This window comes from Pelagirhabdus alkalitolerans, from assembly GCF_900096905.1.
Lineage (GTDB): Bacteria > Bacillota > Bacilli > Bacillales > Amphibacillaceae > Pelagirhabdus > Pelagirhabdus alkalitolerans.
Genome location: NZ_FMYI01000001.1, coordinates 430,207 through 454,258, shown reverse-complemented (window position 1 = coordinate 454,258; position 24,052 = coordinate 430,207). Strand labels below are relative to the sequence as shown.

15 protein-coding genes are annotated in these 24,052 nt (G+C 37.9%); 5 read left to right on the top strand and 10 right to left on the bottom strand.

Annotated features, from left to right (window positions below):
- Positions 1-448: 448 nt before the first annotated feature.
- From BLR62_RS02050 to BLR62_RS02040, 3 genes are all read left to right on the top strand, one after another.
- Entirely contained in the window at positions 449-1,015 is a 567-nt protein-coding gene (locus BLR62_RS02050) for a LemA family protein (RefSeq protein WP_090792511.1), read from the top strand.
- 4 nt (positions 1,016-1,019) lie between these two features.
- Positions 1,020-2,714: a DUF2207 family protein gene (locus BLR62_RS02045; protein ID WP_090792508.1), complete on the top strand. Its 1,695-nt coding sequence runs from the start codon at positions 1,020-1,022 to the stop codon at positions 2,712-2,714.
- Between the two features lie 220 nt (positions 2,715-2,934).
- Positions 2,935-3,681 carry an HIRAN domain-containing protein gene (locus BLR62_RS02040; protein ID WP_090792505.1) on the top strand — a complete coding sequence of 249 codons (747 nt, stop codon included), beginning with the start codon at positions 2,935-2,937 and terminating at the stop codon, positions 3,679-3,681.
- Between the two features lie 59 nt (positions 3,682-3,740).
- Here BLR62_RS02040 and BLR62_RS02035 read toward each other — a convergent pair whose 3' ends face one another.
- From BLR62_RS02035 to BLR62_RS02005, 7 genes are all read right to left on the bottom strand, one after another.
- Positions 3,741-4,025 (bottom strand): MGMT family protein, encoded by a 285-nt coding sequence (locus tag BLR62_RS02035; RefSeq protein ID WP_090792501.1) that lies wholly within the window; start codon positions 4,023-4,025, stop codon positions 3,741-3,743.
- 32 nt (positions 4,026-4,057) lie between these two features.
- On the bottom strand, positions 4,058-4,621 hold the full coding sequence (locus tag BLR62_RS02030; protein ID WP_090792498.1) for a DNA-3-methyladenine glycosylase I: 564 nt from the start codon (positions 4,619-4,621) through the stop codon (positions 4,058-4,060).
- Between the two features lie 71 nt (positions 4,622-4,692).
- The gene (locus BLR62_RS02025; RefSeq protein WP_090792495.1) at positions 4,693-5,415 is read right to left on the bottom strand and encodes a DUF421 domain-containing protein; all 723 of its coding nucleotides are present in this window, start codon (positions 5,413-5,415) and stop codon (positions 4,693-4,695) included.
- Between the two features lie 207 nt (positions 5,416-5,622).
- The gene (locus BLR62_RS02020; RefSeq protein ID WP_090792493.1) at positions 5,623-6,630 is read right to left on the bottom strand and encodes a FecCD family ABC transporter permease; all 1,008 of its coding nucleotides are present in this window, start codon (positions 6,628-6,630) and stop codon (positions 5,623-5,625) included.
- Positions 6,627-7,637 carry a FecCD family ABC transporter permease gene (locus BLR62_RS02015; protein WP_090792490.1) on the bottom strand — a complete coding sequence of 337 codons (1,011 nt, stop codon included), beginning with the start codon at positions 7,635-7,637 and terminating at the stop codon, positions 6,627-6,629. Before BLR62_RS02015 ends, BLR62_RS02020 begins: the two co-directional genes overlap by 4 nt.
- Positions 7,638-7,718: 81 nt before the next feature.
- Complete coding sequence (locus tag BLR62_RS02010; protein ID WP_090792487.1) at positions 7,719-8,627, bottom strand: iron-hydroxamate ABC transporter substrate-binding protein; 909 nt, start codon at positions 8,625-8,627, stop codon at positions 7,719-7,721.
- Positions 8,624-9,424: an ABC transporter ATP-binding protein gene (locus BLR62_RS02005; protein ID WP_090792485.1), complete on the bottom strand. Its 801-nt coding sequence runs from the start codon at positions 9,422-9,424 to the stop codon at positions 8,624-8,626. The genes BLR62_RS02010 and BLR62_RS02005 overlap by 4 nt, the downstream gene beginning before the upstream one ends.
- 189 nt (positions 9,425-9,613) lie before the next feature.
- Between BLR62_RS02005 and BLR62_RS02000 the strand changes: the two genes are divergently transcribed.
- Positions 9,614-10,633, top strand: a complete 1,020-nt coding sequence (locus BLR62_RS02000) for an NAD(P)/FAD-dependent oxidoreductase (RefSeq protein WP_090792482.1) — start codon at positions 9,614-9,616, stop codon at positions 10,631-10,633.
- A gap of 351 nt (positions 10,634-10,984) precedes the next feature.
- Here the strand turns inward: BLR62_RS02000 and BLR62_RS01995 are convergent, their stop codons facing one another.
- Both BLR62_RS01995 and BLR62_RS01990 read right to left on the bottom strand, forming a co-directional pair.
- A complete protein-coding gene (locus tag BLR62_RS01995; RefSeq protein WP_090792479.1) occupies positions 10,985-14,038 on the bottom strand; it encodes a hybrid sensor histidine kinase/response regulator in 3,054 nt (1,017 codons plus the stop codon).
- Between the two features lie 23 nt (positions 14,039-14,061).
- Entirely contained in the window at positions 14,062-14,619 is a 558-nt protein-coding gene (locus tag BLR62_RS01990) for a GGDEF domain-containing protein (protein WP_090792476.1), read from the bottom strand.
- A gap of 143 nt (positions 14,620-14,762) precedes the next feature.
- On the opposite strand from BLR62_RS01990, the gene BLR62_RS01985 reads away from it, so the two are divergent.
- Positions 14,763-15,896 carry a response regulator gene (locus BLR62_RS01985; protein WP_176759190.1) on the top strand — a complete coding sequence of 378 codons (1,134 nt, stop codon included), beginning with the start codon at positions 14,763-14,765 and terminating at the stop codon, positions 15,894-15,896.
- A 40-nt stretch (positions 15,897-15,936) separates the two neighbouring features.
- Here BLR62_RS01985 and BLR62_RS01980 read toward each other — a convergent pair whose 3' ends face one another.
- On the bottom strand, positions 15,937-23,988 hold the full coding sequence (locus tag BLR62_RS01980; RefSeq protein ID WP_176759189.1) for a Cna B-type domain-containing protein: 8,052 nt from the start codon (positions 23,986-23,988) through the stop codon (positions 15,937-15,939).
- Between the last annotated feature and the right edge of the window lie 64 nt (positions 23,989-24,052).

Here is a 24,052-nt window from a genome sequence, read left to right as displayed (position 1 = left end):
AGTGAAACTGGAGACAGTACTCTGTTTCATATTAGTGGATATGTAGTTTGATATGTAAGCTGTGAATATAGAGGTAAGCTTATATCCTTTTAATACAAAGGTATTAGTCCGATAAGATATACTAATCAAGGGTGAGGTAATATCAAGAATATGATAAAATCCAAGGTGATTCAGGAAAATTTTGAGAGTCTTTTAAGAGACATTAGATCAATGAATAAAGATACATATTATGATCGGAAAGGTCTCTAGTGTGCTTAATAAAACAATAGAAGTGAGGGTGTGGGAGTGTTGATTTGGAATTTGTCATAAAGGCAGATCTTAATGTTGATCTTCCAATTATATTAGCTATACAATTGTATGAAAAATTTAATCAACATAAAAGGATGACTTTGAACCATTCATAGAGCATAATTATGTAAAGAAGTAACTTTTTATAGGAGGAGAAAAAATGGACTTTTTAATAGGCAACATTGGACTTATTTTATTCATATTATTGGCTGTGGTATTGGTGTTTTGGGCGATTTCTACATACAATCAGCTGATTCGCGCAAGAGAGTTTGTCCGTAATTCAATGGGACAAATTGCTGCTCAGGTTGAGTCGCGTTGGGATGCGCTGCAAAATATGATTGAAGGAACAAAGCAATATGCTGAATATGAAGCGGAAACATTGGAATCGATTACGTCACAACGTGCATCACTCGGACAAAATGCGTCTGTATCTGAGGTGAACAAGGACGATCAGTTGTTTAACCAAGCGATGGGGCGCTTAATGGCGGTCGGTGAGAGTTATCCAGATTTAAAAGCGAGTTCCGTTTATCAAGAAACCTTAAAAAATGTTGATCGCTATGAGCAACAAGTCCGTCAATCGCGGATGATCTTTAATGATACAGTCACAAAGTATAATCGGATTATTCAATCTGTGCCTTCAAATATCATTGCGTCACTCTTTAACTTTACAAAAGAATCGTATTTTGAAAACACAGAGACAAAAACTGAAATGCCAAGCTGGAGTTGATTATATGAAGAATAATTTTCGAAAAATTTTTATAGCATTAGCCGTTACACTAACGCTGAGTGTAACATTCACAGCGCAAGCCTTTGCCAACTCCATGTCCTCACTGGATTATCATATTGAATTGCAAGAGGATGGTTCGGGTGTCATTACCGAAACGAGGGACATGTACTTAACAGAAGATACCGAAATTTATATTGTGATGGAAAACTTGGGTGGTTCAGAGGTAACCGACTTCCATGTTAGTGATTTTGGCGAACCGTTAACCTATGAACCGGACTGGGATATTAACGCGAGTCGCGAAGAGAAGGCTGGTAAATACGGTGTTGTTGAGACGAGCGACGGACAAGAACTAGCTTGGGGAATCGGTGAATATGGTGAGCATGAGTACACGATCACCTATACGATCACGGATATGGTACGTCAGCTTGAAGATGGTCAAGGCATGAGCTGGCAGCTTTTTGACGGGCGAGATAATATTAATCCAGAAGAAGTGACGATGACCATCACCGGTCCAGAATCATTTACTACAGGTGATACACGTATTTGGGGGTTTGGTTTTGATGGTGAGGTTTATTTAGAAGATGGTGAGCTTGTCGGTTGGTCAAACGAATCGTTATCTGATTCAAATCATATAACGATTTTGATGCAGTTTTTAAATGAGCCGTTTCAACCGATTTTATCGCTCGATCAAACACTAAGTGAACAAGAGGATTTAGCAACAGAAGGGAGTACTTATAACACTTCTGACGGGACAGGTATAACTTTAGCTATTGTCATTATTGGTTTAGTCCTTGTCGGTGTGCTGATCATCACTATTTTTGGTGGATCATACAAGCGTGCTGTTAAACGGGCTAATCCACTCATCAAAGGCAGAGAGCGTCAGAAACTGAACGAGGATCAGTATTATCGTGACGAGCCGTATAAAGAGGGTTCTGTGACAGATATTGCTTACCTACTCAAGGAATTAGGTAAGGGTGGTATGGAGCCGTATTTTAATGCGTTTATGTTGAAGTGGTTAAAAGAAGGTCATATAACACTTTCACATGAAGAAACAGGGCGACTGTTTAAAAGTGAAAAAACATCGATTCAACTTGAAGAAACGCCGCCTTTTACCGATGAATTTGAGAAGCGTTTCTGGGAAATTCTTGAGTCTTCGGCCAATATTCAGGGTGTCGTGACAGATAGTGAGCTCAATGAATGGGCACAGAAAAACTATAAAAAAATTCAAGACATTGATGTCGATTTACCTGTAAAGTCAAAGGAAAAATTAATTGATAACTTTTATCTAGAAGAAGTCGAGGTCTCATATTTAGGCAACCTAAAAGCACAAGTGACGAAAGGAACTGAAAAAGGCGAAGAACTTTTTAATCATATTGTACAATTTGAAAATTACTTGAAGGATTTTTCACTCATAGACGAAAGAAGAGCTAAAGAAGTGGCGCTATGGGATGATCTATTGATTTGGGCTAGTCTATACGGTATTGCAGAGCAAGTTGCTGAACAATTAAAAGACTTTCATCCAACCTATTTTGAGGAATCAAACATCTCCTATACTAATCTATACATGATGCACATCTTTTCTAGAAATATGTCAACCGGCTACAGCGCAGGCGTTAATGCATCAAGTGGTGGCGGCGGTGCAACGAGCTTCGGTGGAGGTGGTGGATCCTTCGGCGGTGGAGGCGGTGGATCACGCTAAATACTATAAAGTTAAGCAGGGCATGTGGTTGATGCCCTGCTTTTTAAATTTAATAACTTATATTAGTTAAATATGATTAAATGTATTCTCAAATTAAAAGTATAATGCTTAGTATAGTGAATAAAGTGCCACCAGCAGTGATTTCTGTACCAAAGAAAGAACTAGTAATAAAGATTTTAAAAACAAGAAGAGATTATTTGACTAAATAGGGGGATTAAATATGCCCAGGAATGATGAAAAGTTATTAGTGTCATGGAAGGGACCCAAGTCTAAACAGAATTTCTTTGTTGGACTATTATCTAAAAATTATGATTCAGAAGGGTTAAATTACAAATTTATTTATAATAAAGAGATTGTTCAACAAGCAAAAGAAGAGGGGTTTGTTCCTTTTGTTGGATTGAGGGATTTGAATAAAGTTTATTATAGTGATAAGTTATTTTCTGTTTTTGAAAGGCGGTTACCTAGCGAAAATCGTCATATTTTCAAAAAATTCATCAATGATTATCAGCTTAGCAATAGTGATACTGTTAAATGGGAGTATTTAAAAATTACGAAAGGAAGGACTGCAACTGATAATTTATCATTTCTAGAGCCAGTTTATTTTGATCATAATAACTTAACGTACAGTGGAGAAATCGCGGGTTGGTCTTACACTCAAAAAAATAATGACTCTTTAAAGATAAATGATAAGGTTATTTTACGTAGGGATGTATCAAATTCTAAAGATAAAGAAGCTGTTGAAATAATTGACCCAAATAATGATAATGAAAGAGTGGGGTATGTTCAAAAGCCCTTCAACAAAGTGTTTTTTAATTTGTTGAAAGAAGGGTACTATCTTCAGGGATTTATAAAATCTCTTGATCCATATGATGGTAGACCGACACTCTCTATAAAAAAAGAAATTACCATGGAGGATCTTAATGATAAGGAATTAAGTTACTTAATTCATATTAGGGATAGTGAATGATAGACCTGTCGAAATGACTCGAGGGTCTATTTTTTTGTCTTTATTTTATTAATTGGTTTTCATTGAATCACACTTCCTTGATCCGTCACTTCTACCCCTTCTTCTCTTAAGTAATGGATTTGCATGAATCGTGCTTCTTTGTCCTTTATCGTGACTTGATGGTTTTTATTGACCACACGATGCCACGGTAAATCGTGTGATGCGCTCATACTATGTAAGATGCGGGAAACTTGTCTAGCTGCTCTAGGATGACCGGCTTCTTTAGCAATGCTTCCATAACTTCTTACGTCACCATAGGGAATCGATTTAATAATCGCAATAACGTTTTCTGTAAAAGGGGTCATAGCATCTCTTCCTTTCTGAAAAAACTTCCTTGTTATATCGCATCAGGGTGACGAAAACAATTCGTCGTGTGACCATTCACCATGCCAACAGCTTGCATAAAGGCATAACAAATAGTTGGACCAACAAATTTGAAGCCGTTTTTTTTCAGTTGCTTACTCATGGCTTTGCTTATGTCTGTCGAGGTTGGGACATCCCGGTCTGATTGCCAATGGTTAATGATGGGCTCGTGATCGACGAATCCCCAAAGGTAATCAGAAAAGGACTGACCATTTTCGGTGATATTTATGTAGCACTGAGCGTTTGTGACGACGCTTTTAATCTTTAATTTGTTTCGAACGATTCGTTTATCATTAATAATTGTATTTAGTTTTTCTTCATCATACTTAGCGATTTTATAGGGATCAAAGTGATCAAAGATTTCACGATAATGGTCTCTCTTTTGTAAGATCGTCCACCAGCTTAAACCTGCCTGTGCCCCTTCTAAACAAAGCATTTCGAACAATAATTGATCATCAAAAACAGGCACGCCCCACTCATGATCGTGATAATCGATATAGAGGGAATCATTTGTCACCCAGCTGCACCGATTCGTCATGTATAACCCCTCCTTTTTTAACATATTGTACAAGATCGATCTTGAAAATGCGAATCGATTGTATCTATTAATCAGTGCTTTAAAGGTGGGATCGTTACATCACACTCATCTTTTAAAGAAACGTGTAATTCATGCTGGTGATTGACTGAGGCAAAGAAAACCGTGTTAATGTCGTGAATCTCTTGGTTCGTTAATTGTTTTTGTAACCATGCTTCATTCAACTCTAGTTTCTTTAAAACTGTTGAGTCAATGTTGCCATCTAAAATAACAGGAAAAGATATGCTTGTTGTCTTTTTGATGTTCATATCTTCTAATGTGATGGGTGCTTTATCCGGCTTTTTCAACACGCTTAATGCGCCGTTTGCCTCAACGATGGCAGTTTCGACTTCACTTATATCAAACACATCTTTTTCTCTCAGCATTTGAAGAATATTATCAATTGAAAAACGAATAGCCTTAAGATTCTGATGAATCAATTGCCCGTTTTGGATCACGACGGTCGGTTCAAATGTAATCCGTTTTGCTATCCTTCGATTTGAAATCTTCCAATTCGCGACCACTCTCTGGATGATGCCAATAGCAACGATCGTTATCGCTGTTGGGAGATGATCAATTTCAGGGTCTGCAATGTCCGCACCAACAACTGCGCCTAATACAACGATAATTAAAAAATCAAAGACTGGCAATTCACCAATCGCTCTTTTACCCATAAAGATCGTTATGAGTAACAGTAACGGTAAAATTGATACAATTCTTCCTAAAATCAACAGTATTTCTGTTATGAACTCCATTATCGTGACACCACTTTTCTATAGCATTGCACACTAAAAATTGTCTTATCATTTTTTCCAAGATCTAATAGGCGCATACACATTTGGTAAAGTTGTTCTTTGTTTTGTATGTTTACATTTAAAAAGATGACCTCGAATCGATATCGAGATCATCTTTTTAAAGCGTTTAGTTCGAGTTCGTCCTTGTTTAACATTATTTGTAATCTCCACTTAATCACTCGTCAGCAATAAATAAATAAAGTAGGGAGCGCCAATAAGTGATACCACAATCCCGGCAGGAATCATGGTGTCAGTTAAGCTTCGTCCAAGTGTATCAGCGACGAGCAGTAACCACCCACCAATGAGAATAGCTAACGGTAAAAAGAGCTGATGTCGTGATCCAATTAAACGTTTAGCAATATGGGGCGCCATTAACCCGATAAAAGCAATTCCGCCCGTTATCGACACACTGACAGCTGCTAAAGCAACGGCGGAGACGATCAGTTGGAGCCTTTCTTTTTGAATAGACACCCCAACGCCAATGGCGACCGATTCACTCATACTGATTAAATTTAATCGATTGGCTTTTAGTAAGGTAAATGGAATACAGACAATTAGCCAAGGGAGCAAGGCAAATACAAACGGCCAATCATCACCCCAAATATTCCCTGCTAACCATCTTGCAATAAAATCAACTTTCTCTGCTTCTTGAGAGGAAATAATGACGACCATTAAACCAGATAGTGCAGTTGAAAAGCCGACCCCAACCAGAATTAAATGCATCGGTTTGATTCCTTCTGTGCGACTATAACTGAATAAATAAATTAGTGCCGCTGTCACTAGAGCACCGATAAACCCAACAAAGGGAATCATGTAGACAAAAGCCCCTGCTTCGACAGAAAAGAATATGAAGAAGATACTTACCGAAACCCCAGCACCGGCATTAATTCCAATGATTCCTGGATCAGCTAGATCATTACGGGTCACGCTCTGTAAAATTGCCCCGGATAAGCTGAGTGCCATTCCTGCCAGTAAGGTAATAACGATACGTGGCATCCTTAAAGAAAATAAAATAAAGGATTCTCTGAATGTTCCTGCCCCGGTCAGCGTTGGAATTAAACGACTGACTGGTAAACTAGCTTGACCGGAAGACATCGCAATCAATAATGTTGTTAGTATGATCATGATCATGATTCCCAAGTATAGACGTTGTTTTTTGATGATAGAAGGATGAATCATAGAAATGCTCCTCGCTTTATTTTAACGACCCAGAGAAAGAATGGGAGTCCAAAGATCGATACAATGGCAACAACGGGTGTTTCAAAAGGTGCATAAATTAAGCGACTGACTGTATCAGCAAAGACCATAAAAATAGCACCGTAACTAGCGGATAATGGGATTATAAATCGGTAATCATTCCCGACAAAGCGCCTAACAATATGAGGGATCATTAAACCGATGAAGGTCATGTTTCCGATTAAGGCAACAGCTGATCCAGTTAATATAATAATAAAGAGAAATAAAAGTCTTCGCGTTTGCTTAATATTTTGACCTAATCCCACTGCAACTTCTTCACTTAAACTTAGGATGGTTAAGCGAGATGAAAGTAATAAAGCACCGATAATGCCTATGATAGTAAAAGGAATCACGATTTCAAGCTGTGACCAGGTCGTGCCACTCAGACCGCCAGCTGTCCACATTGCCATGTCCTTTGTTTGTTTAAAGTAAAGCCCTATTCCTTCAGCGATAGCATATAAGAAAGAAGAGATAGCGGCTCCTGCAATTACCATTCGTACAGGAGAGAGTTGGGTTCGTTTTATCGCGCCCAATCCGAATACTAATCCTCCACCAATAGCGGCGCCGATAAAACTTGTGACCATCACCATATAGTAATTGAGAAAAGGAAAGATCGCAGAAGTGATGGCTAAGGCTGCGTATGCACCAGCGGATAGACCGAGTAACCCTGGATCAGCCAGAGGATTACGTGTCATTCCCTGCATCATCGCACCTGCAACACCAAGTGCTGCGCCAACAAAGATGGCGGCAATTTCTCGAGGTAAACGAATTTCACGAATAATAAGAATCTGATCATTCGTATGCGTGGTAAAGAGTGCTGATAAAACATCTCTAATGGCAATGTCAGCTGCCCCAAAAATCATGGCTATTGTAAATGTGATAAGTAAGATCAAAAGACTTAAGATTAAGGTTATACTAAAGCGTTTGGTTTGATTAAGTTGTTGTGGCATCGTGATTCACCTCACTTGTAAACAGGATAAACATAAAAGGATGATGTGACAGAAAGTAGCCACATCGTCCTTTTAAATAGATTATTCACCTAAAAAAGCATCTTCAAAGAAAGCAAGTTGTATTTCTGAGGTGATCGGGTCTGTAAAACTTGCTCCTTCACCTTGCATTTCAATTACATTGTCATCTTGAACGGCTGGAATATTTTGAAATGTTTCAGTTTCTTCAAAGGCAGTATCTGCCCCTTCGTATTTACTTAAAACGAGATAATCCCCAACATAATCAGGGATGACCTCTAGTGATAATGCCAAGTAACCATCTGCTACAACATCTTCTTCTATCGCTTCAGGCATGCCAAGATCCATTGTTTGGTAAAGAATTTCGGTTCCACGCGCCCAATCGTTACCATATACATAAACTGTTTTGTCAAAGGCTTCTAAAACTGAAACAGTGGTATCTTCTCCTATTTCATCTTTAATCTCTTCACCCAATGATTCAGCTCGTGAACGGAAATCTTCTACCCAAGCGGTTGCTTCCTCTTCTTTGTTTAGTAGTTTACCAATTTCAATGTGTTGTTCAAGATAATCTACAGCTCCCCATGTGTAGGAAACGGTAGGCGCAATTTCTTGTAGATCATCTAAATTATTAGTTGATGCAAGCGTTATAATTAAATCGGGTTCAAGATCAATAATTTTTTCTAAATTATCTTCCGATACTTCTTCTACATCCGCTAATTCATCGGAAAAGTTTGGGTTATTTTTTGACCACGTATCAACCCCAACAATGTTAACGTCAAGTTTGATCACATCGCCTGTATAACCAGATAAAACAACGACACGTTCTGGTTCAGTAGGCACCTCAATTGGACCTGTTTCTGATTCGTAAGTAAAGGTATTTGTTTCTTCTGTTTCAGTTTCTGTGGATTCATTGTTCATATCACAAGCGACAAGTACAAGTAGTACAAAAGTTATCGCGACTAATCGTTTTATCATGTTTGTGTTCCTCCCTTTAGTAATTGGTAAGTTATGCACATTGGTTTATTTGATAAAGGGTCCTTACCGATAACGGCATCAATTTGGAAGACTTCTTTTAATATATCCGAATGAATAATAGTCTCTGGTGACCCAGCTCTTACGATAGTTCCTTCTTTTAAGGCAATAATATGGTCAGCAAAACGTGCCGCATGATTTAAGTCGTGCAGAACCATGACAATCGTACGCCCTTCTTCTTTATTTAAACGTTCTAATAACTCAAGGACTTCTAGCTGATGAGCCATATCTAAATAAGTGGTCGGTTCATCGAGAAATATAATATCCGTTTCTTGCGCTAAAGCCATCGCAATCCAAACGCGCTGACGCTGTCCACCGGATAAGGCATCAGCTGCTTTATATTTAAAACGAGATGTCCCAGTCACCTCAAGCGCCCAGTTAATCACGTCATGATCCTTTTTACTTAAATGGCCAAGCATACTTTGATAAGGAAAGCGCCCATAAGAGACAAGCTCTCCGACAGTTAAACCATGAGCGCCTTCTGGTGCTTGTGGTAAAATCGCCATCTTTTTAGCAAGTGCTTTTGTATGTTCTGTCGAAATTTCTTTACCATCAAGAAAGATGCCGCCTGTTTGATAAGGCAGAATTCGTGTCATAGCTTTTAATAAAGTTGATTTGCCACAACCATTGGATCCGATAATGGTTGTGATTTTTTTATTAGGGATAGTAATGTTTAAATCTTTGATGACGAGCGTGTCGTCATAGCCGAAACTCACATCCGCTGTCGACAGACGATCCATCTGTAAAACCTCCGTATTGAGAATGATTATCGATATCGATGATGTAAATCTAATATAGCTGTGATCCCGTTTTATGTCAATGATAAATTGTGTTAGATTTCACATTGACAAGTACCCATTTATAATTGATAATGATTATCAATTATAAAATTATATGTCATGTTATTAAATGATAGAGGAGTCGATCATATGTCAGTTGAACTTTTTGATGTCACGATTATTGGTGGAGGTCCTGCCGGTTTATATAGTGCGTTCTATAGTGGCTTGCGGAATATGAAGACAAAGTTGATTGATGCTCACTCAACTTTAGGGGGGAAAATGCACGTTTATCCCGAGAAAATGATATGGGATGTTGGTGGAGTTGCTCCAATTAAAGGACAGGACCTAATCAGGCAACTGTCCGATCAAGCCTTAACCTTTGATCCCACAGTTGTTTTAAATGAAAAAGTAGTGTCCATTACGCGAGGAGAGAATGATCATTTTATTCTCACCACAAATAGTGGTGAACGTCACTGGAGTCAGACAGTTATTATAGCGGTAGGTAGTGGCATTTTATACCCCAAAAGATTAGAAGTTGAAAAGACGCTGAATACACCGGTTAAAAATATTCACTATACAATGCCACAATTAAAGCAGTTTAAGGATAAGCGTGTATTGATTTCAGGTGGAGGTAATTCAGCTATTGACTGGGCACTCTTGCTTGAACCCATCGCAAGTGAAGTGGGTATCACTTTCCGAAAAGAAACACCTACAGCACATGAACGTTCAGTAAATGAGTTGATGACATCATCTATCAATATCTATTCAAAGCATATCGTCACAGATTTAGTAACAGATCCCAAGACGAATACGGTTCATACCACGACTTTAACCAGTATTGACACACAGGATGAGATAGAACTGTCAGTTGATGCTGTGATTATCAATCACGGCTACGAACAAGACACGTCGTTACTCGATGAGAGTGATTTGGATCTTGAGCGTAAGAATGATTTTTATTTAGCGGGTACAGCCGAATGCACAACTAGTTTATCAGGGATTTATGCAGCTGGTGATATTATAAGTTATCCAGGTAAAGTGAATCTTATCGCAGGTTGTTTCCAAGATGCGGTAAACGCAGTAAATCAAGCAAAAAAACAAGTGGATCCAGAAGCAGATTCGTTTGGGACGGTCTCGAGTCATCACGCTAAATTACAGAATAAATTTTGAAGTGAAAGTAGATATACAGTAGCAAGAGGAGTAAAAAGAACTCACACATATGTGACACAATAAGTCATGTGTGAGTTTTTAATGATGTTTATTATAATTTTTCATATTCTTGAATGGCAGTTGGGTATGGAAAAGTTCTATGTGCCTTTTTAACAATATTTTGTGCTTCTGCTTGATTCATGTCTTCGATTTCTGTGATTAATTTTATACTTATACCAAATCCTAATACAGTACTCTGGAAAAACAATATGAGAGAAAATAATGACGCGAAATATTACTAAACGCTTCGCTATATTACATCACATTCTGCGGGGTAGGATTTACTCTATTTTCAGTTCTCTAACTAAGAGTTCACTCATCATGTAATGGAAACTGAATCGTAATGGTTGTTCCTTCACCTTCTGTAGATGTAATGATGAGTTGTTGATTAAATAGCTTTTTCAAGCGTTTGTTTGTATTGGCTAAGCCGATATGCTGATCATCAATATTGTTGCGTAAAATGTCTTGTCGTATTGAGTCATTCATACCTACGCCATTATCAATCACTTGCAGTTCATAATAAGAAGTTAAACGTCTTCCGAGAATTTTAATGCGACCACCACTTGCTTGTTTTAAAATACCGTGTTTCAATGCGTTCTCTACTAATGTTTGAACGATAAGAGGTGGTGTTTTAATATCGTCACCCTCTTCTACATCTATCTCATAATCAATGCGGGGATCAAACCTGATTTGATTAATATAAAGATAGGATTCCACGAGCTCCAACTCTTCAGATAGTGGCACGAGTGTCTTCGTATTACTCATACTAAAACTATTAGTCAAATACTGACCAAATACATGCAATAAATCAATCATTTTATCAATATCTGAGGTGCTAAGTGATGCAATACTGTTTAATGTATTAAAGATAAAGTGTGGTTTAATTTGAGCCTGTAGCCAAGCCGCTTCTAGTTGTAATTGTTTATTAATGGCTTGTTTTAACTGTGTTAAGGCTTGAACGCGCGCCTGTAATTCTAGTGAGTCAACCGGTTTAACAATATAATCGTTAGCACCTGCTAAAAACCCTGTATAAATATCTTCAGGTTGACTTCTGGCTGTGAGTAACAAGATTGGTAATTCTGATATTGAAAAATGTTCTCGGATCATTTCAGTTAGTTGATAGCCTGATAATTTGGGCATCATAACATCTGATATGATTAAATCAAATGCTTCTTTATCAAGCATATCAAGTACACCTTCAGGATTGGATGTTGTTGTCACTTGATAAGTCGGTTCTAATGTGCGTTTTAAAATATTTAGGTTAACTCGATCATCATCAATAACCAAAATCTTCGCATGGCTTTTGCTCTCTTGAGAATCACGGGATAAAGGTTCATGTTGTACTAAAGGTGAAGCGGCTGTGTCTTGAATGGCCAGTTCTTTCGTTTTAGAAGTGGTTAAAGGTAAAATGAAGCTAAATTCAGACCCTTCCCCTTTTTTAGACATAACCTGAAGTTTACCGCCGTGTTTTTCAATGAGCTGCCTAGTAATACTTAAGCCTAAACCAATACCACCACTATCATGATCATGAGTGGTTAATTTTTCATATGGTAAGAAAATTTTATCCACATCACTCTTTGACATGCCAATACCAGGATCGGTTACGGATACTTGAACAGTATTTCCTTTTTGATGCGCATCGACAATAATGGTGCCTTCGTCTGTGTATTTAAGTGCATTATGCAATAAGTTAAATAATACTCTGTTCATCCGGTGATGATCCACATGTATTAGCGGCAGACTTTGAGGTATGTGATTCTCAATATGAACAGCAGGTTTACTAGACATAAATGTAACAATTTCGATCACTTCATTTGTCAATACATGTAAGTTAACATCTGTTTTATCCAGCTGGATACCATTCTCCTTTATTTTTGTGATGTCCAAAATATCATTAAGTGTATAGGTTAATTGATGCCCGGTTCTAATAATTAACGCTAGATTATACTTGGCCTCATCGCCTAATTCGTCATGATTATTTAATAACAATTGTGAGATATTAATCATGGCGTGTAGCGGGTTTCTGATCTCATGAGATGTGTTGGCTAGGAATTGATCCTTCTTTTGGTCTTCTTCGATTAATTTCTTACGTTGTTGTTCAGAGACAACGAATAACTGATGATGGCGTCTAAATAATAGAAGTGCAATTGACAGAATAGCAAAAAAGAAATCAAATGGATAAAAAGGAAAATCGATGACATCACTTAATATCAAAAAACCCCAAACTAGGTTCGATGTGTAACTGATAATAAAGAATAAAATGAAATAGCCATCTATGCTACCGTGCCTAATATGCTGAATGGTTGTATACATCATGTAACTAATGGCGACGAAATACAAGGCGTAATAAAGCCCTAATAAAATTGATAGATGTTCAAACGGGACAATACCTAATGTTAAGATCGCCATCACACTAACAAGTACGGTTACAATTCTTACAAACCATTTACTCGTCGGGTACAATCGGTGGATGAATTGCATCATCAAGATTAGTAGACAGACATAAAAGAAAGTCATGATTCTAAAGCTATATTCTCTTAAAATGGGTAATTGAATGAACGTCTCATCGTCTAGAGCGCTCCCAAGTGCCATGAAAATAAGCATGACCCCAAAGAGTAGTAATTCCTTTTGGTTAAGTTCTTTTCGAGTTATAAATAGCAAAAATGCATAAAGTGCGTGCAGTAATAAAACAATGATCACAGTTAATTGCAATGTTTCTTGCATATTTACTTCCTGTGTGATAGTTTGATCGGTTCCGAAAGATATAGATTTATTAATACCGCCCATATAAGGAGTGTGATAGTTGGAAACTTCGATGACTAAGTTAAGCTCTTGTGTTTCCTCACCAATTGGAAATAGGGCGTAAAATGGTCCGCGAAATGTTGGAGTCCCCTCTGGTGTTGTACTCGGTTGATTTACTGTTTTAACAACCTGACCATTTGCAACAATTCTGGCACTGTTATGTAAGTTTTTAATACGGACACCATATACGCTCGGTCGATCCTCTGGCAAACGAATCGTTAATTTGTAACTTCCATAGCCATAAGATGCTGACTCCAGGTCTTCACCTTGTAAAACAGAGGTCCAGTCACCAGGTACTTCTATATGCTGTACTTCTTGATTTGAATCGGTATCGCCTGTTTCAATAAAAGTATTAGGATAAAAAGACCACTCGCCATTTAATGATAGTAAATCCTCTGTAAAAGTCCAATTTGATAGATTTAATTGACCATTATTGACAGTAGGTTGATCAGTTGGCTCGTGAACATTAATCCAAATCAAACGGACTCCTGTGATCAACAGAACAAACAAAAGTGCGATCAAACCGATGTAACGTTTTTTAGTTAAAGTGCAAAATGGTATCATGTATTCACCTCAATTGTGACGGATTAGCTACTATTTGAATGATAAAATGCTGTTCCCTTTGCGTGTTTCTTTGCGGATAATAAAGCTCGATCTGCTTCTTTTATATTGTCTTCTTTTAATAGATGAACATTTGAAACGCCAATTGTCGCTGTGATTTTTAGCTGATGGTCGTCTAAATAGATCGGTTTTTGAATACACTCTAGTAGTTTTAGTGTCATTTTTTTACGTGCTTGCTCATTTGTAGAGCTAAATATAATGATAAATTCATCACCTCCAACTCGATAAACTTGTTTACTTTGGATTAGTGCTAATCGAGAAGCAATTGTTTTTAAAACATCATCACCATAATGATGACCATACTCATCATTAATTGATTTAAAATTATCAAGGTCAATATAGTAAACAACCTCTGTCTTATTTGATGTTGTTTTTAAATAGTCTCTCAATGCATATCGATTCGGAAGTCCCGTTAGAGCATCGGTTAAAGCCATTTGTTTATATTTATTTCTGTTCAGATATATTTGTGATATGATGGCAATTAATGTAACAATTATTATTAATAAACTGTGTATTACGTTCATAATAAACCACTCCTAGTTTATCATAGTCATTTATATCGAAGGTTTTACAAAAATAACTATATACTCTGGACTTATACGATTTCTAAACAAAATTCTATATGTTATAGGTATTAAGTCTTAATTGAAAAATGGGGGCAATAATCATGAATGTTTGTATATTTGATGATGAATCCATGGCGATTAACTTTCTTAGTCATCAACTTAAAAAAATTGATGATGTTAAGATACGTTTTACATCAACGACACCCTATATAGGTGATTATATGAAGGTGCTCGAAGAGGTAGATGTCGTCTTTTTAGATATTGAGATGCCTGAAGTAGATGGCTTAGCTTTGGCGGAACAGTTGAATGAGAAGCATCCGCATTTACATATTGTTTTTGTATCTGCATATAAAGGGTATGCTGTTGAAGCATTTGAGCTCAGTGCTTTGGACTATCTTTTAAAACCGGTCAAACGCGAACGGTTAGAAAAAACCATTCATAGGATTAAACAAAAGCTTACCTTGAGGCCTGAAAAACCAATCAATACTAAGAAAGCTCTTCATATTTGTACGTTTGGACAGCTTAAGTTCTGGCTAGATGAGGAAGATATTACAGATACGATTCAATGGCGAACAAACAAATCAAAGGAAGTATTTTTATTCTTACTGCATCATTCAGGAAATGTCATATCGAAAGATAAAATCGTTGATACGATTTGGCCTGATGCAACACCTGAGAAAGGTTTTGCCAATCTCTATGTCAATATTTATAATATTAGAAAATCACTGAAACATCTGGATGAATTTATATTTATAGCTAGTACAGAAGATGGTTATGTCCTAAAGCTATCAAAAGCAAATGTAGACAAACAAACATGGTATGATTATTTTAAAAATGCTGAAGCGTTAAATCAGGAAACACTTTCTCGTTATACGACCTTTTTAAATCTTTATAAAGGTCGTTACCTAGAGGGTTACGACTACATTTGGGCAGAAAGTGTTCGCTTTGAGATGGAGGAAATATGGTTAAAGCATGCAAAAGCGTTAGCTGACTTTCATTATCAAGAAGGGAATGTAGAACAAGCCTCACGATTTTATACATCAATTATTAAATGTCGACCAGATAATGAACAAATTGCGTTTCGCTTGATGAAACTCTACGCTAGATTTAATTATCGTATGCTGGTTGAACATCAATACAAGGATTTAAAACAACACCTAAACGAGTTGGACGTTGAGGTAGACCCGGATATTCAATCATGGTTCTTAAAGTGGCAGACTAATTATAAAATATAAGAAAGAAGCGATTACCTGTTTTTGGTAATCGCTTCTTTTATTATTGATTTTTTCCTTTTTTGAGATGGTTATGCACCAAACCAGCTGATCCTATTAAAAGGAATGCAGCTCCCATTAATAAATAATGATAAAGATTTGAAGCTGTATCTGGTAAAGTTCCGTCAGTAGACGATTCATCATCAGATTCATCTACTGCGGGACTGTCTTCTTTCGTATTGGTAATCTCATAACCATCAATTGAAGCTTGATAACCATCGACTGGCTCTTCTTCAATTGTATAATTAAATAGTGCACCGTGTTCATCATATTTAGCCAGATGATCAAAACTAAAGATCCAGTCATCATTTGCACTAACTTCTTTACTACTTATCAACTCACCATTTTGTAAGAGGTGAACAGTAATAGATGCCGGTCGGTCAGATGCGTCATCATCCACCCATATTTTTTCACCAGTCACGCTAGTTTCCCCTATGCGACGATTGGTGATGTTGTAGCCATCCATCATTGCTTCATAACCATCAATAGGCTCTTCTTCAATGGTATAGTCGAAGCGAGCACCTTCGTCATCAAATTCGTCTAAGTCTGTGAAGCTGAAGTTCCAATCATCATCAGCGGTTACTTCTTGCTCATCAATCTGTTCGCCATTTTGTAAGAGATGAACAGTGATTGACTCCGGACGATCAGGGTTATCGTCGTCTAGCCACGTCTTCTCACCCGTTACGTCGGTTTCGCCGACACGAAGATTTGTGATGTTAAATCCTTCAATCGTTGTATCATAACCATCGACAGGCTCTTCTTCTATAGAATACTCGAAGCGTGTACCCTCTTCATCAAATTCATCTAAGTCGGTAAAGCTAAAGTTCCAATCATCACCTGAAGTCACTTGTTGGCTATCGATTTCTTCCCCGTTTTGTAAGAGGTTGACAGTGATTGATTCTGGGCGATCAGAAGGGTCATCATCAAGCCATATCTTCTCACCACTTACCTCAGTGTCACCACTTCGGACGTTGGTAATGTCATAGCCATCAATCATTGTTTCATAACCGTCAACAGCTTCTTCTTCGACTGTATATTCATACGGTTGACCCTCATCATCAAAAGCTTCAAGATCTTCAAACGTATAGTTCCATTCTGTTGCATCTGACAATTCAACCGTATCTAAAACCTCTCCATTGCGTAATAAATGGATGGTTATATCATCTGGTCGATCTGGTGTGTCATCATCAAGCCATGATTTTGTGACGTTGGCGTTTGTTAAACCCGTTCGAGTGTTAATGACATCATAGCCATCAATTAATGTTTCGTAGCCTGGAACACCATGTTCAGTTACCGTGTATTCATAGCGGACGCCTTCTTCATCAAATTCAGGCACATCACTGAATTGATAAGCCCAGTCATCTTCTGCTGCGACGTCTAGTGTTTCAATGACGACACCATCTTGTAGTAAATTGACGGTGATCTCGTCTGGACGATCGGATGTATCGTCATCAAGCCATGTTTTTTCACCTTCAATTTCAAGTGTGCCGACACGTAAATTTTCTAAGTCATAGCCGTCAATTAACGTTTCGTATCCATCAACAGATTCTTCATCAATTGAGTAATCATAACGTACACCTTCGTTGTCGAATTCATCCAACCCGGTAAAGCTATATGACCAGTCATCATCAGAAGTCACTTGTTGGGTATCGATTGGTTCGCCGTTTTGTAAGAGGTGAACGCTGATAGATTCAGGTCGGTCTGAACTATTATCATCGAGCCATGTTTTCTCTCCGGATACTTCTGTTTGGCCACTGCGAACGTTTGTAATGTTATATCCATTGATAATGGTCTCATAACCATCTAGAGCTTCTTCTTCAACTGTATAGTTGTATGATTGACCATCTTGATCAAATTGATCCAATTCTGTAAAGCTAAAGGTCCAATCATCACCTGAAGATACTTGTTGATTATCAATGTGCTCTCCGTTCTGTAAAAGGTTAACGGTGATCTCGTCTGGTCGATCAGATGAATCGTCATCTAACCACGTTTTTTCACCACTTACTTCGGTTTCATCGACACGAATGTTTGTGATATCAAACTCTTCAATCGTTGTTTCGTAACCGTCGACAGGCTCTTCATTGATTGAATATTCGAAGCGAGCACCTTCCTCATCAAATTCATCTAACTCAGTAAAGCTAAAAGTCCATCCGTCATCTGAAGTCACTTGTTGGGTATCGATTTCTTCCCCGTTTTGTAAGAGGTTAACGGTAATAGATTCAGGTCGATCTGACGTATCATCATCGAGCCATGTTTTCTCACCAGCTACTTCGATTTCTCCGATACGAAGATTGGTAATATCATAGCCATCAATACTCGTTTCATAACCGTCAATAGCTTCTTCTTCAACTTTATAGTCATAAGGGTGTCCTTCGTCATCAAAAGCATCAAGTTCATCAAAGCTGTATGACCACTCGTCGTCTGAGGTCACTTGTTGGCTATCGATTTCTTCCTCGTTTTGTAAGAGGTTCACGGTGATGGATTCAGGTCGATCTGACGCATCATCATCGAGCCATGTTTTATCACCCGTTACCTCAGTTTCGCCAACACGAACGTTTTCAATCGCGAAACCTGCCTCTGCTTCAGTAATACCGACTAAGTCATATTGGTCTACACTTTCTTCTTCTACATGGTAGTCGTAGACAATTCCATCTGTGTCATAAATGGGTAAATCATCAAATGTCGCTTCCCATTGATCATCCGCGTTAAGTGTTAATGAATCAAATTCAGTATCATTTTGATAAAGCGTGATCGTAATGTCATCAGGACGATCATCTTCTGATGCATCTAACCATTCTTTTTCTACTGATAAGGATTGTGTGATCACGTTCTGGATTTCAAATCCATTTTCCTGATCACCAGAAATAGCTTGAAGTTGATAGTCTGTGCCAGGATCTAGCTCTTCGACTGAATACGTATAGAACTCGCTATTTTCATCAATTGCTTCTAGGTCTTCAAAGCTATCTTCCCAGTCATTGTCACTCGATAAATCAAGTGTTTCATCTGTGTTTACTCCATTACGTAATAATTGCACAGTAATCTCTTCTGGACGTTCTTCTTCTTGATCATCGTCGTTCCATGTTTTCTCTACTGGTATATTGACGAGTTGATAGTTCGCAATTTCAATCTCGATTTGCTCTTGATCATGAGGGAATTCAAGTTCGAACGTTATGTCACCTACATGGTCTTGATATCCTTCTAATGGTGATGTCTCGATGAATTCATATTCACCGGGGCGAAGATCTTCGACGACAACCTCCCCATTTTCATCTGTCGTGTAAGTTGTTTCAGTGTATGTCCCACCATTCACAAGATCGATCGCTGTAAGCTCAAATTCAACACCTTCTAATGGCTCTTCTGTCTCACCATCTGTTTTCACCAGGCTGACAGAACCTCTGATAATATCATTATCAACATCTTCTAGTTCGATCTGTTCTGTCTCATCAACATCTGAATCAACAGTAAAGCTTTCTGATGTATAACTACCATCCTGAATCGTATAACCATCAGGTGCCTCTATTTCCCTCACTTGATACTCACCATCAGGTAAACCAGAAATACTAATTTTGCCTTCACTATCTGTTTCGAGTTCTTGGAATCCGTCAATTTCATTACCATCGGTATCTTCAAGGGCAAAGATAGCTCCCTCGAGTGATACACCAGTTTCTGAATCGACTTTTATCAATGTGATGTTTGCATAGGGATCATTATTAAAATCCACACCGACTGTTCGTTCATTGTGAACGTCTCCCAATGTAACTGTGACTTCTATCGGTGTATCATCTGCAATGTAGCCTTCAGGTGATTGAGTTTCTACGACCTCATATGTGCCCGGCTTCAAATCATCAAATGTTGCAATTCCATTTTCATCTGTTGTGGCTGTCTGAGGTGATGATTCAAGTTCGTAATCACCTTCAGCGTAAGTTAGCTCAAATTCAGCATCTGCTAGAAGCTGTTCATTCACACTGTCTGTCTTCGTTATTTCCACAGATGTCGTTCTTACATTGTTTTCGAACGGATCTGAACTGATTTCAATTGGATCATCTTGGCTTCGTTCGATCTCAAATTCTATAGGATCTTGCCCTGAGAGTTTAAATCCATTTGGTGCTGAGACTTCTTCAATTGTGTATGTTCCAGGACGTAAGTTACTTGTTTCAATCTGTCCGTCTTCATCAGACGTCACAGTTCGATCGAAGTCAATTTCCGGATCTTCGTCAATATTTGTGATAAGGAAAGTTGCGCCTTCTAAACCAATTTCATCATCGGTCGTATCAGCATCAATTTTTTTCATAAACGCGCTACCTGGAATTAACTCATTTTCAACAGTGATCGCATCCTCTTCAATATCGAGAATCGTGTGATTTTCATTAATTGTAAAGTGGTACTCATTACTATTATCTTGATAATGCTCTGGTGGTGTTGTTTCTACAAAATAATAATCACCAGGTTCTAAACCTTCTAAATAGATGATGCCGTTCTCATCAGTTGTTGTTTCACTTTCTATTTCGTTATCGTCTGAATCGTATAATGTAAACCCTGCATCAGCTAATGGTTCATCCGTTGTTCCATCGACCTTCGTTAACTCAACATCACGCTTAATTTCATAGTTTTCAACATCTATGTCGGTGACGTTGTTCCCATCACTTCCACTTCCAACCGTAACCTCTCTTGGGTTATCTGTTGTAGGGTCGATCGTGTAGCCATCAGGAGCTGTGACTTCTTCTAATTGGTAATCCCCAAATAGCAAGTTAACAAATCTTAATTCGCCGTCACTGTCTGTCTCACCTGTCCTCAATAGAACGCCGTCTTCGTCATAAAGATGAAATTCTGCCCCTTCTAAAGTTACATCGTTATCTTCAGCATCTAACTTTGAAATGTTGAGTGAACCTACTTCACCACTAATGGATCCAGATATGTTGCTGAAGTTAATGGCCTGATCAACACTTGAATCGCCATCGTCGTCTTCAACCTGTTGACCTTCAATTGATAGATCGTTTGAAATGGATCCTGTATCTCCGCTGTAAAGAATATAGGTATCATATTCGAGTACATAGGCACGGTCAATCATTTCTTTGTCACCTATAAATTCAATTACAAAGGATTCTTGTCCATCTTCATCTTGCGTGAAATCGATCGTATAATCGGTTCCTTGTTCCAGTACTTGGTCTGGATTTTTCTCAATGGCTTCGTCAGTCGCTGTTGTTTCATAGATGGTGAGTGTATCTTGTAAAATCGTTTGGTTGATACTCGGTGTGTCCGTAATCTCGATATTATTAAGTGTTGATTGACTACGGTTAATATTGACTTCCCAGTTAACGATTCGTCCATTTTCTGAACTTTGAGAAGCACTTTTCGTTGTATATTCACCACCAAATCGAGGACTAAGTGATGCGTCTAGAGTTGCATCATCACGATTAGAGCTTTCGATTGTTGCTGTATTATCGTATGTGCTCTCTATAACGGTATCTTCTAAGTCTGTTGTGAATTCAATAATAAATCCGTTCTGTATATCACCGAAATCAACAGAAAACCCAGGATCATTTGGTAACGTATCGATGGTATATTGATCCGTGACGTCATTCCCGTATTCAAAACCATCTTCTTCACCTGTTAATTCCATTTCATAAATATTCACATCATCAATATCAAAGTTTTGATCACCTAATATGGGATCTTCTACGATGACGCCATTTAGTGTCTCATTATTATAGTTGACCCCAATGGTCCAAGTGATTTCTTTATCTTGAATGTTATAGCTTCCAAACTTAAATCCGTTGTTTTTAGTAGAGTCATCTGGGTTGAAACTTGCTGTGCCAGTTTTAGAGACGGACTCTTCTTCCCCTTCAGGAATCCAATCAACACGTGCGCTGTTTGTATAACTGTCTTCACGACCAGCAACATCAAAATCAACCGCTGTTGAATAAGATAGGGTGACTTGTTCGGTTATATCATCTAAAAACTCAATGGTAACTTCATTGTTATCATCGTTATAATTCACATTATAATCCCCGATGTAACCGTTAATGGCAAAGGAGTCTTGGTCAAATGTAAAGCCATCTGGTAACGTGTCATTAAAGGTCACATCCTCCATGACTGCTAAATCTCGGTTCATGGTAACGGACCAATCCGTTGTTTTTTCTTTGTAATCAGTATCGGTGTTGGCTTTAATTAAAATCCCTTGCCCAATATCCTGAGAGCCTTCAGACTCATTGTCAAAATCATCTTCAATCGTATTGGTTACAACACCATCTTCAGATACACGATCAAGCGTTTCGGTTTGATAGCGTATTTTGAATGGCTCATTAATGGATTCATCAAATTGAATGTGATAACCATTAGTGCCATCTGTTGTTAATGTATAATTCTCAAAAAGTTCTTCGCCTGTTTCATCACCTGTATCAGGATCGATGGACACAAGATAGACCTCCATCGACTCTTCGATTAAACGTTGGTTTTGATCTTCAAATGTGTCATTTAAAAATGCTCGATCTTGTTCAATCTCTTTCTCGTCATAGTTATATAGAACTTCCCAATCAATGGTTTGATTGACATCGTCATAATCAACAGCTTCCTTTGCTAGAGGGTTTCCTCTTGTAACAGAAACGGTTGATTCTGTCGTTAAATCATCACCATCAGCATAGTTTAATGAGGCATTATTTTTATACTCTGTACCGACACGATCATTAACGCTTGTTTGGTATTGAATTTGGTAAGCTTCTTGATTGAGGTCACCCATGTCTAGCTCAAACGATTCACCAAATTCATCAACATCTAGTGTAAATCGATCCCCTAAGACACTGTCGGTTACGTCATTCATCGACTCATCATATGATCCATCAGCATTCATAGATAGTTCATATACTTTAAATGAGTCATCAATGATTTGGTGATCGCCTTGTGCGGCGAAATCGTTTAGGATGACGTTCTCCATCAATTGTAAGTTTTTATTAACATCGATCGTCCAAGTGATGAACTCGGTATTGTAACCTCTATTTCCAATTCCTTGTTTGTCTAGACCGTTTTCATCAGGCTGAAATGAGATTGGAAACTCAATCGTATCATTTTCACCATAAGGAAAAACAACCGGATCCCCTGTTGCCGGTCCATCGTAGTCATCATCAAATATCGCATCCAGTGTAATATTCCCTGCTATATTCGATTCTTGTGTAATTGTTTCATTAAAAGTGATCACAATGTCATTACCGTTAGTGTAGTAAGAACCGAATTTCACACCATCGGCGCGCTCTAATGGCTGTGGATCTGACTCTGGAATATTCGGTATTGTGAACATAGAAGGCACTTCAATTGTATAAGTTGAACCATTCCCGTAGCTATGGCCATTTGTTAATTCAAAATCATATATTAATTCCAATGAAGTATTACTAAAAGGAGCTTCAACAATGATTTCTGTTCCATCATCTAATACGTCCCCGTCTTTTTTGACAGTTGTTTCAATGAAAAAATCATCGGTGATGTTAGCATCGTCCTCATAGTTAGTGATACTAAATGCTGCTTCATTTTCAGAAGTATTATCAAGATCAGAGTCTTCGCTTGTATCATCATTCGATTTGTCTGAATCTGAGTCCTCATCTTCTGTTAAAGACGTTTCGTCATCAGCTGTTGTGTTTTCTGTTTCTTCAAGATCTTCTTGATCGACTGCAGCTGAAAATCGAAGCTGTCCCCTCGCATCCGATGTGATATCTTGATCAAATAAGAGTGATAATGTTCTGTTTTCTAATTCAAATGACCCAACGCTCGTTTCACCATCTTTATTGATCAATTCTCCAGATTCATCATCCACTTGTATATGGTCTGGCAAATCAATTGTCTCGTTAAATTCATTAGATGTATCGATGGTATTTGTTATCCAGGATACAATTAATTCCCCTTCGCCTTCCGCTTCCTCTAATGTGACTGTACCCTCATCACCTACGAACCCAATCTTGTCAATTGCTGAAGTGTCTGATTCAGCAGTAGTAGTGGGTATCATTAAACTATTCGTGAATGTATTCATAAGAAGTACTAACAAAAGTAATATACTTACATTGCGCTTCATTTCAATTCCTCCCAAATTAAGTCTGTTCTTTTTAGTTGCATTTATATGATTCATAGATTTGTGT

Excerpts from the sequence above, each read along its gene's own strand:
- BLR62_RS02050 (WP_090792511.1), top strand. The coding sequence starts at position 449 with ATGGACTTTTTAATAGGCAACATTGGACTTATTTTATTCATATTATTG.
- BLR62_RS02045 (WP_090792508.1), top strand. The coding sequence starts at position 1,020 with ATGAAGAATAATTTTCGAAAAATTTTTATAGCATTAGCCGTTACACTA.
- BLR62_RS02040 (WP_090792505.1), top strand. The coding sequence starts at position 2,935 with ATGCCCAGGAATGATGAAAAGTTATTAGTGTCATGGAAGGGACCCAAG.
- BLR62_RS02035 (WP_090792501.1), bottom strand. The coding sequence starts at position 4,025 with ATGACCCCTTTTACAGAAAACGTTATTGCGATTATTAAATCGATTCCC.
- BLR62_RS02030 (WP_090792498.1), bottom strand. The coding sequence starts at position 4,621 with ATGACGAATCGGTGCAGCTGGGTGACAAATGATTCCCTCTATATCGAT.
- BLR62_RS02020 (WP_090792493.1), bottom strand. The coding sequence starts at position 6,630 with ATGATTCATCCTTCTATCATCAAAAAACAACGTCTATACTTGGGAATC.
- BLR62_RS02015 (WP_090792490.1), bottom strand. The coding sequence starts at position 7,637 with ATGCCACAACAACTTAATCAAACCAAACGCTTTAGTATAACCTTAATC.
- BLR62_RS02010 (WP_090792487.1), bottom strand. The coding sequence starts at position 8,627 with ATGATAAAACGATTAGTCGCGATAACTTTTGTACTACTTGTACTTGTC.
- BLR62_RS02005 (WP_090792485.1), bottom strand. The coding sequence starts at position 9,424 with ATGGATCGTCTGTCGACAGCGGATGTGAGTTTCGGCTATGACGACACG.
- BLR62_RS02000 (WP_090792482.1), top strand. The coding sequence starts at position 9,614 with ATGTCAGTTGAACTTTTTGATGTCACGATTATTGGTGGAGGTCCTGCC.
- BLR62_RS01995 (WP_090792479.1), bottom strand. The coding sequence starts at position 14,038 with ATGATACCATTTTGCACTTTAACTAAAAAACGTTACATCGGTTTGATC.
- BLR62_RS01990 (WP_090792476.1), bottom strand. The coding sequence starts at position 14,619 with ATGAACGTAATACACAGTTTATTAATAATAATTGTTACATTAATTGCC.
- BLR62_RS01985 (WP_176759190.1), top strand. The coding sequence starts at position 14,763 with ATGAATGTTTGTATATTTGATGATGAATCCATGGCGATTAACTTTCTT.
- BLR62_RS01980 (WP_176759189.1), bottom strand. The coding sequence starts at position 23,988 with ATGAAGCGCAATGTAAGTATATTACTTTTGTTAGTACTTCTTATGAAT.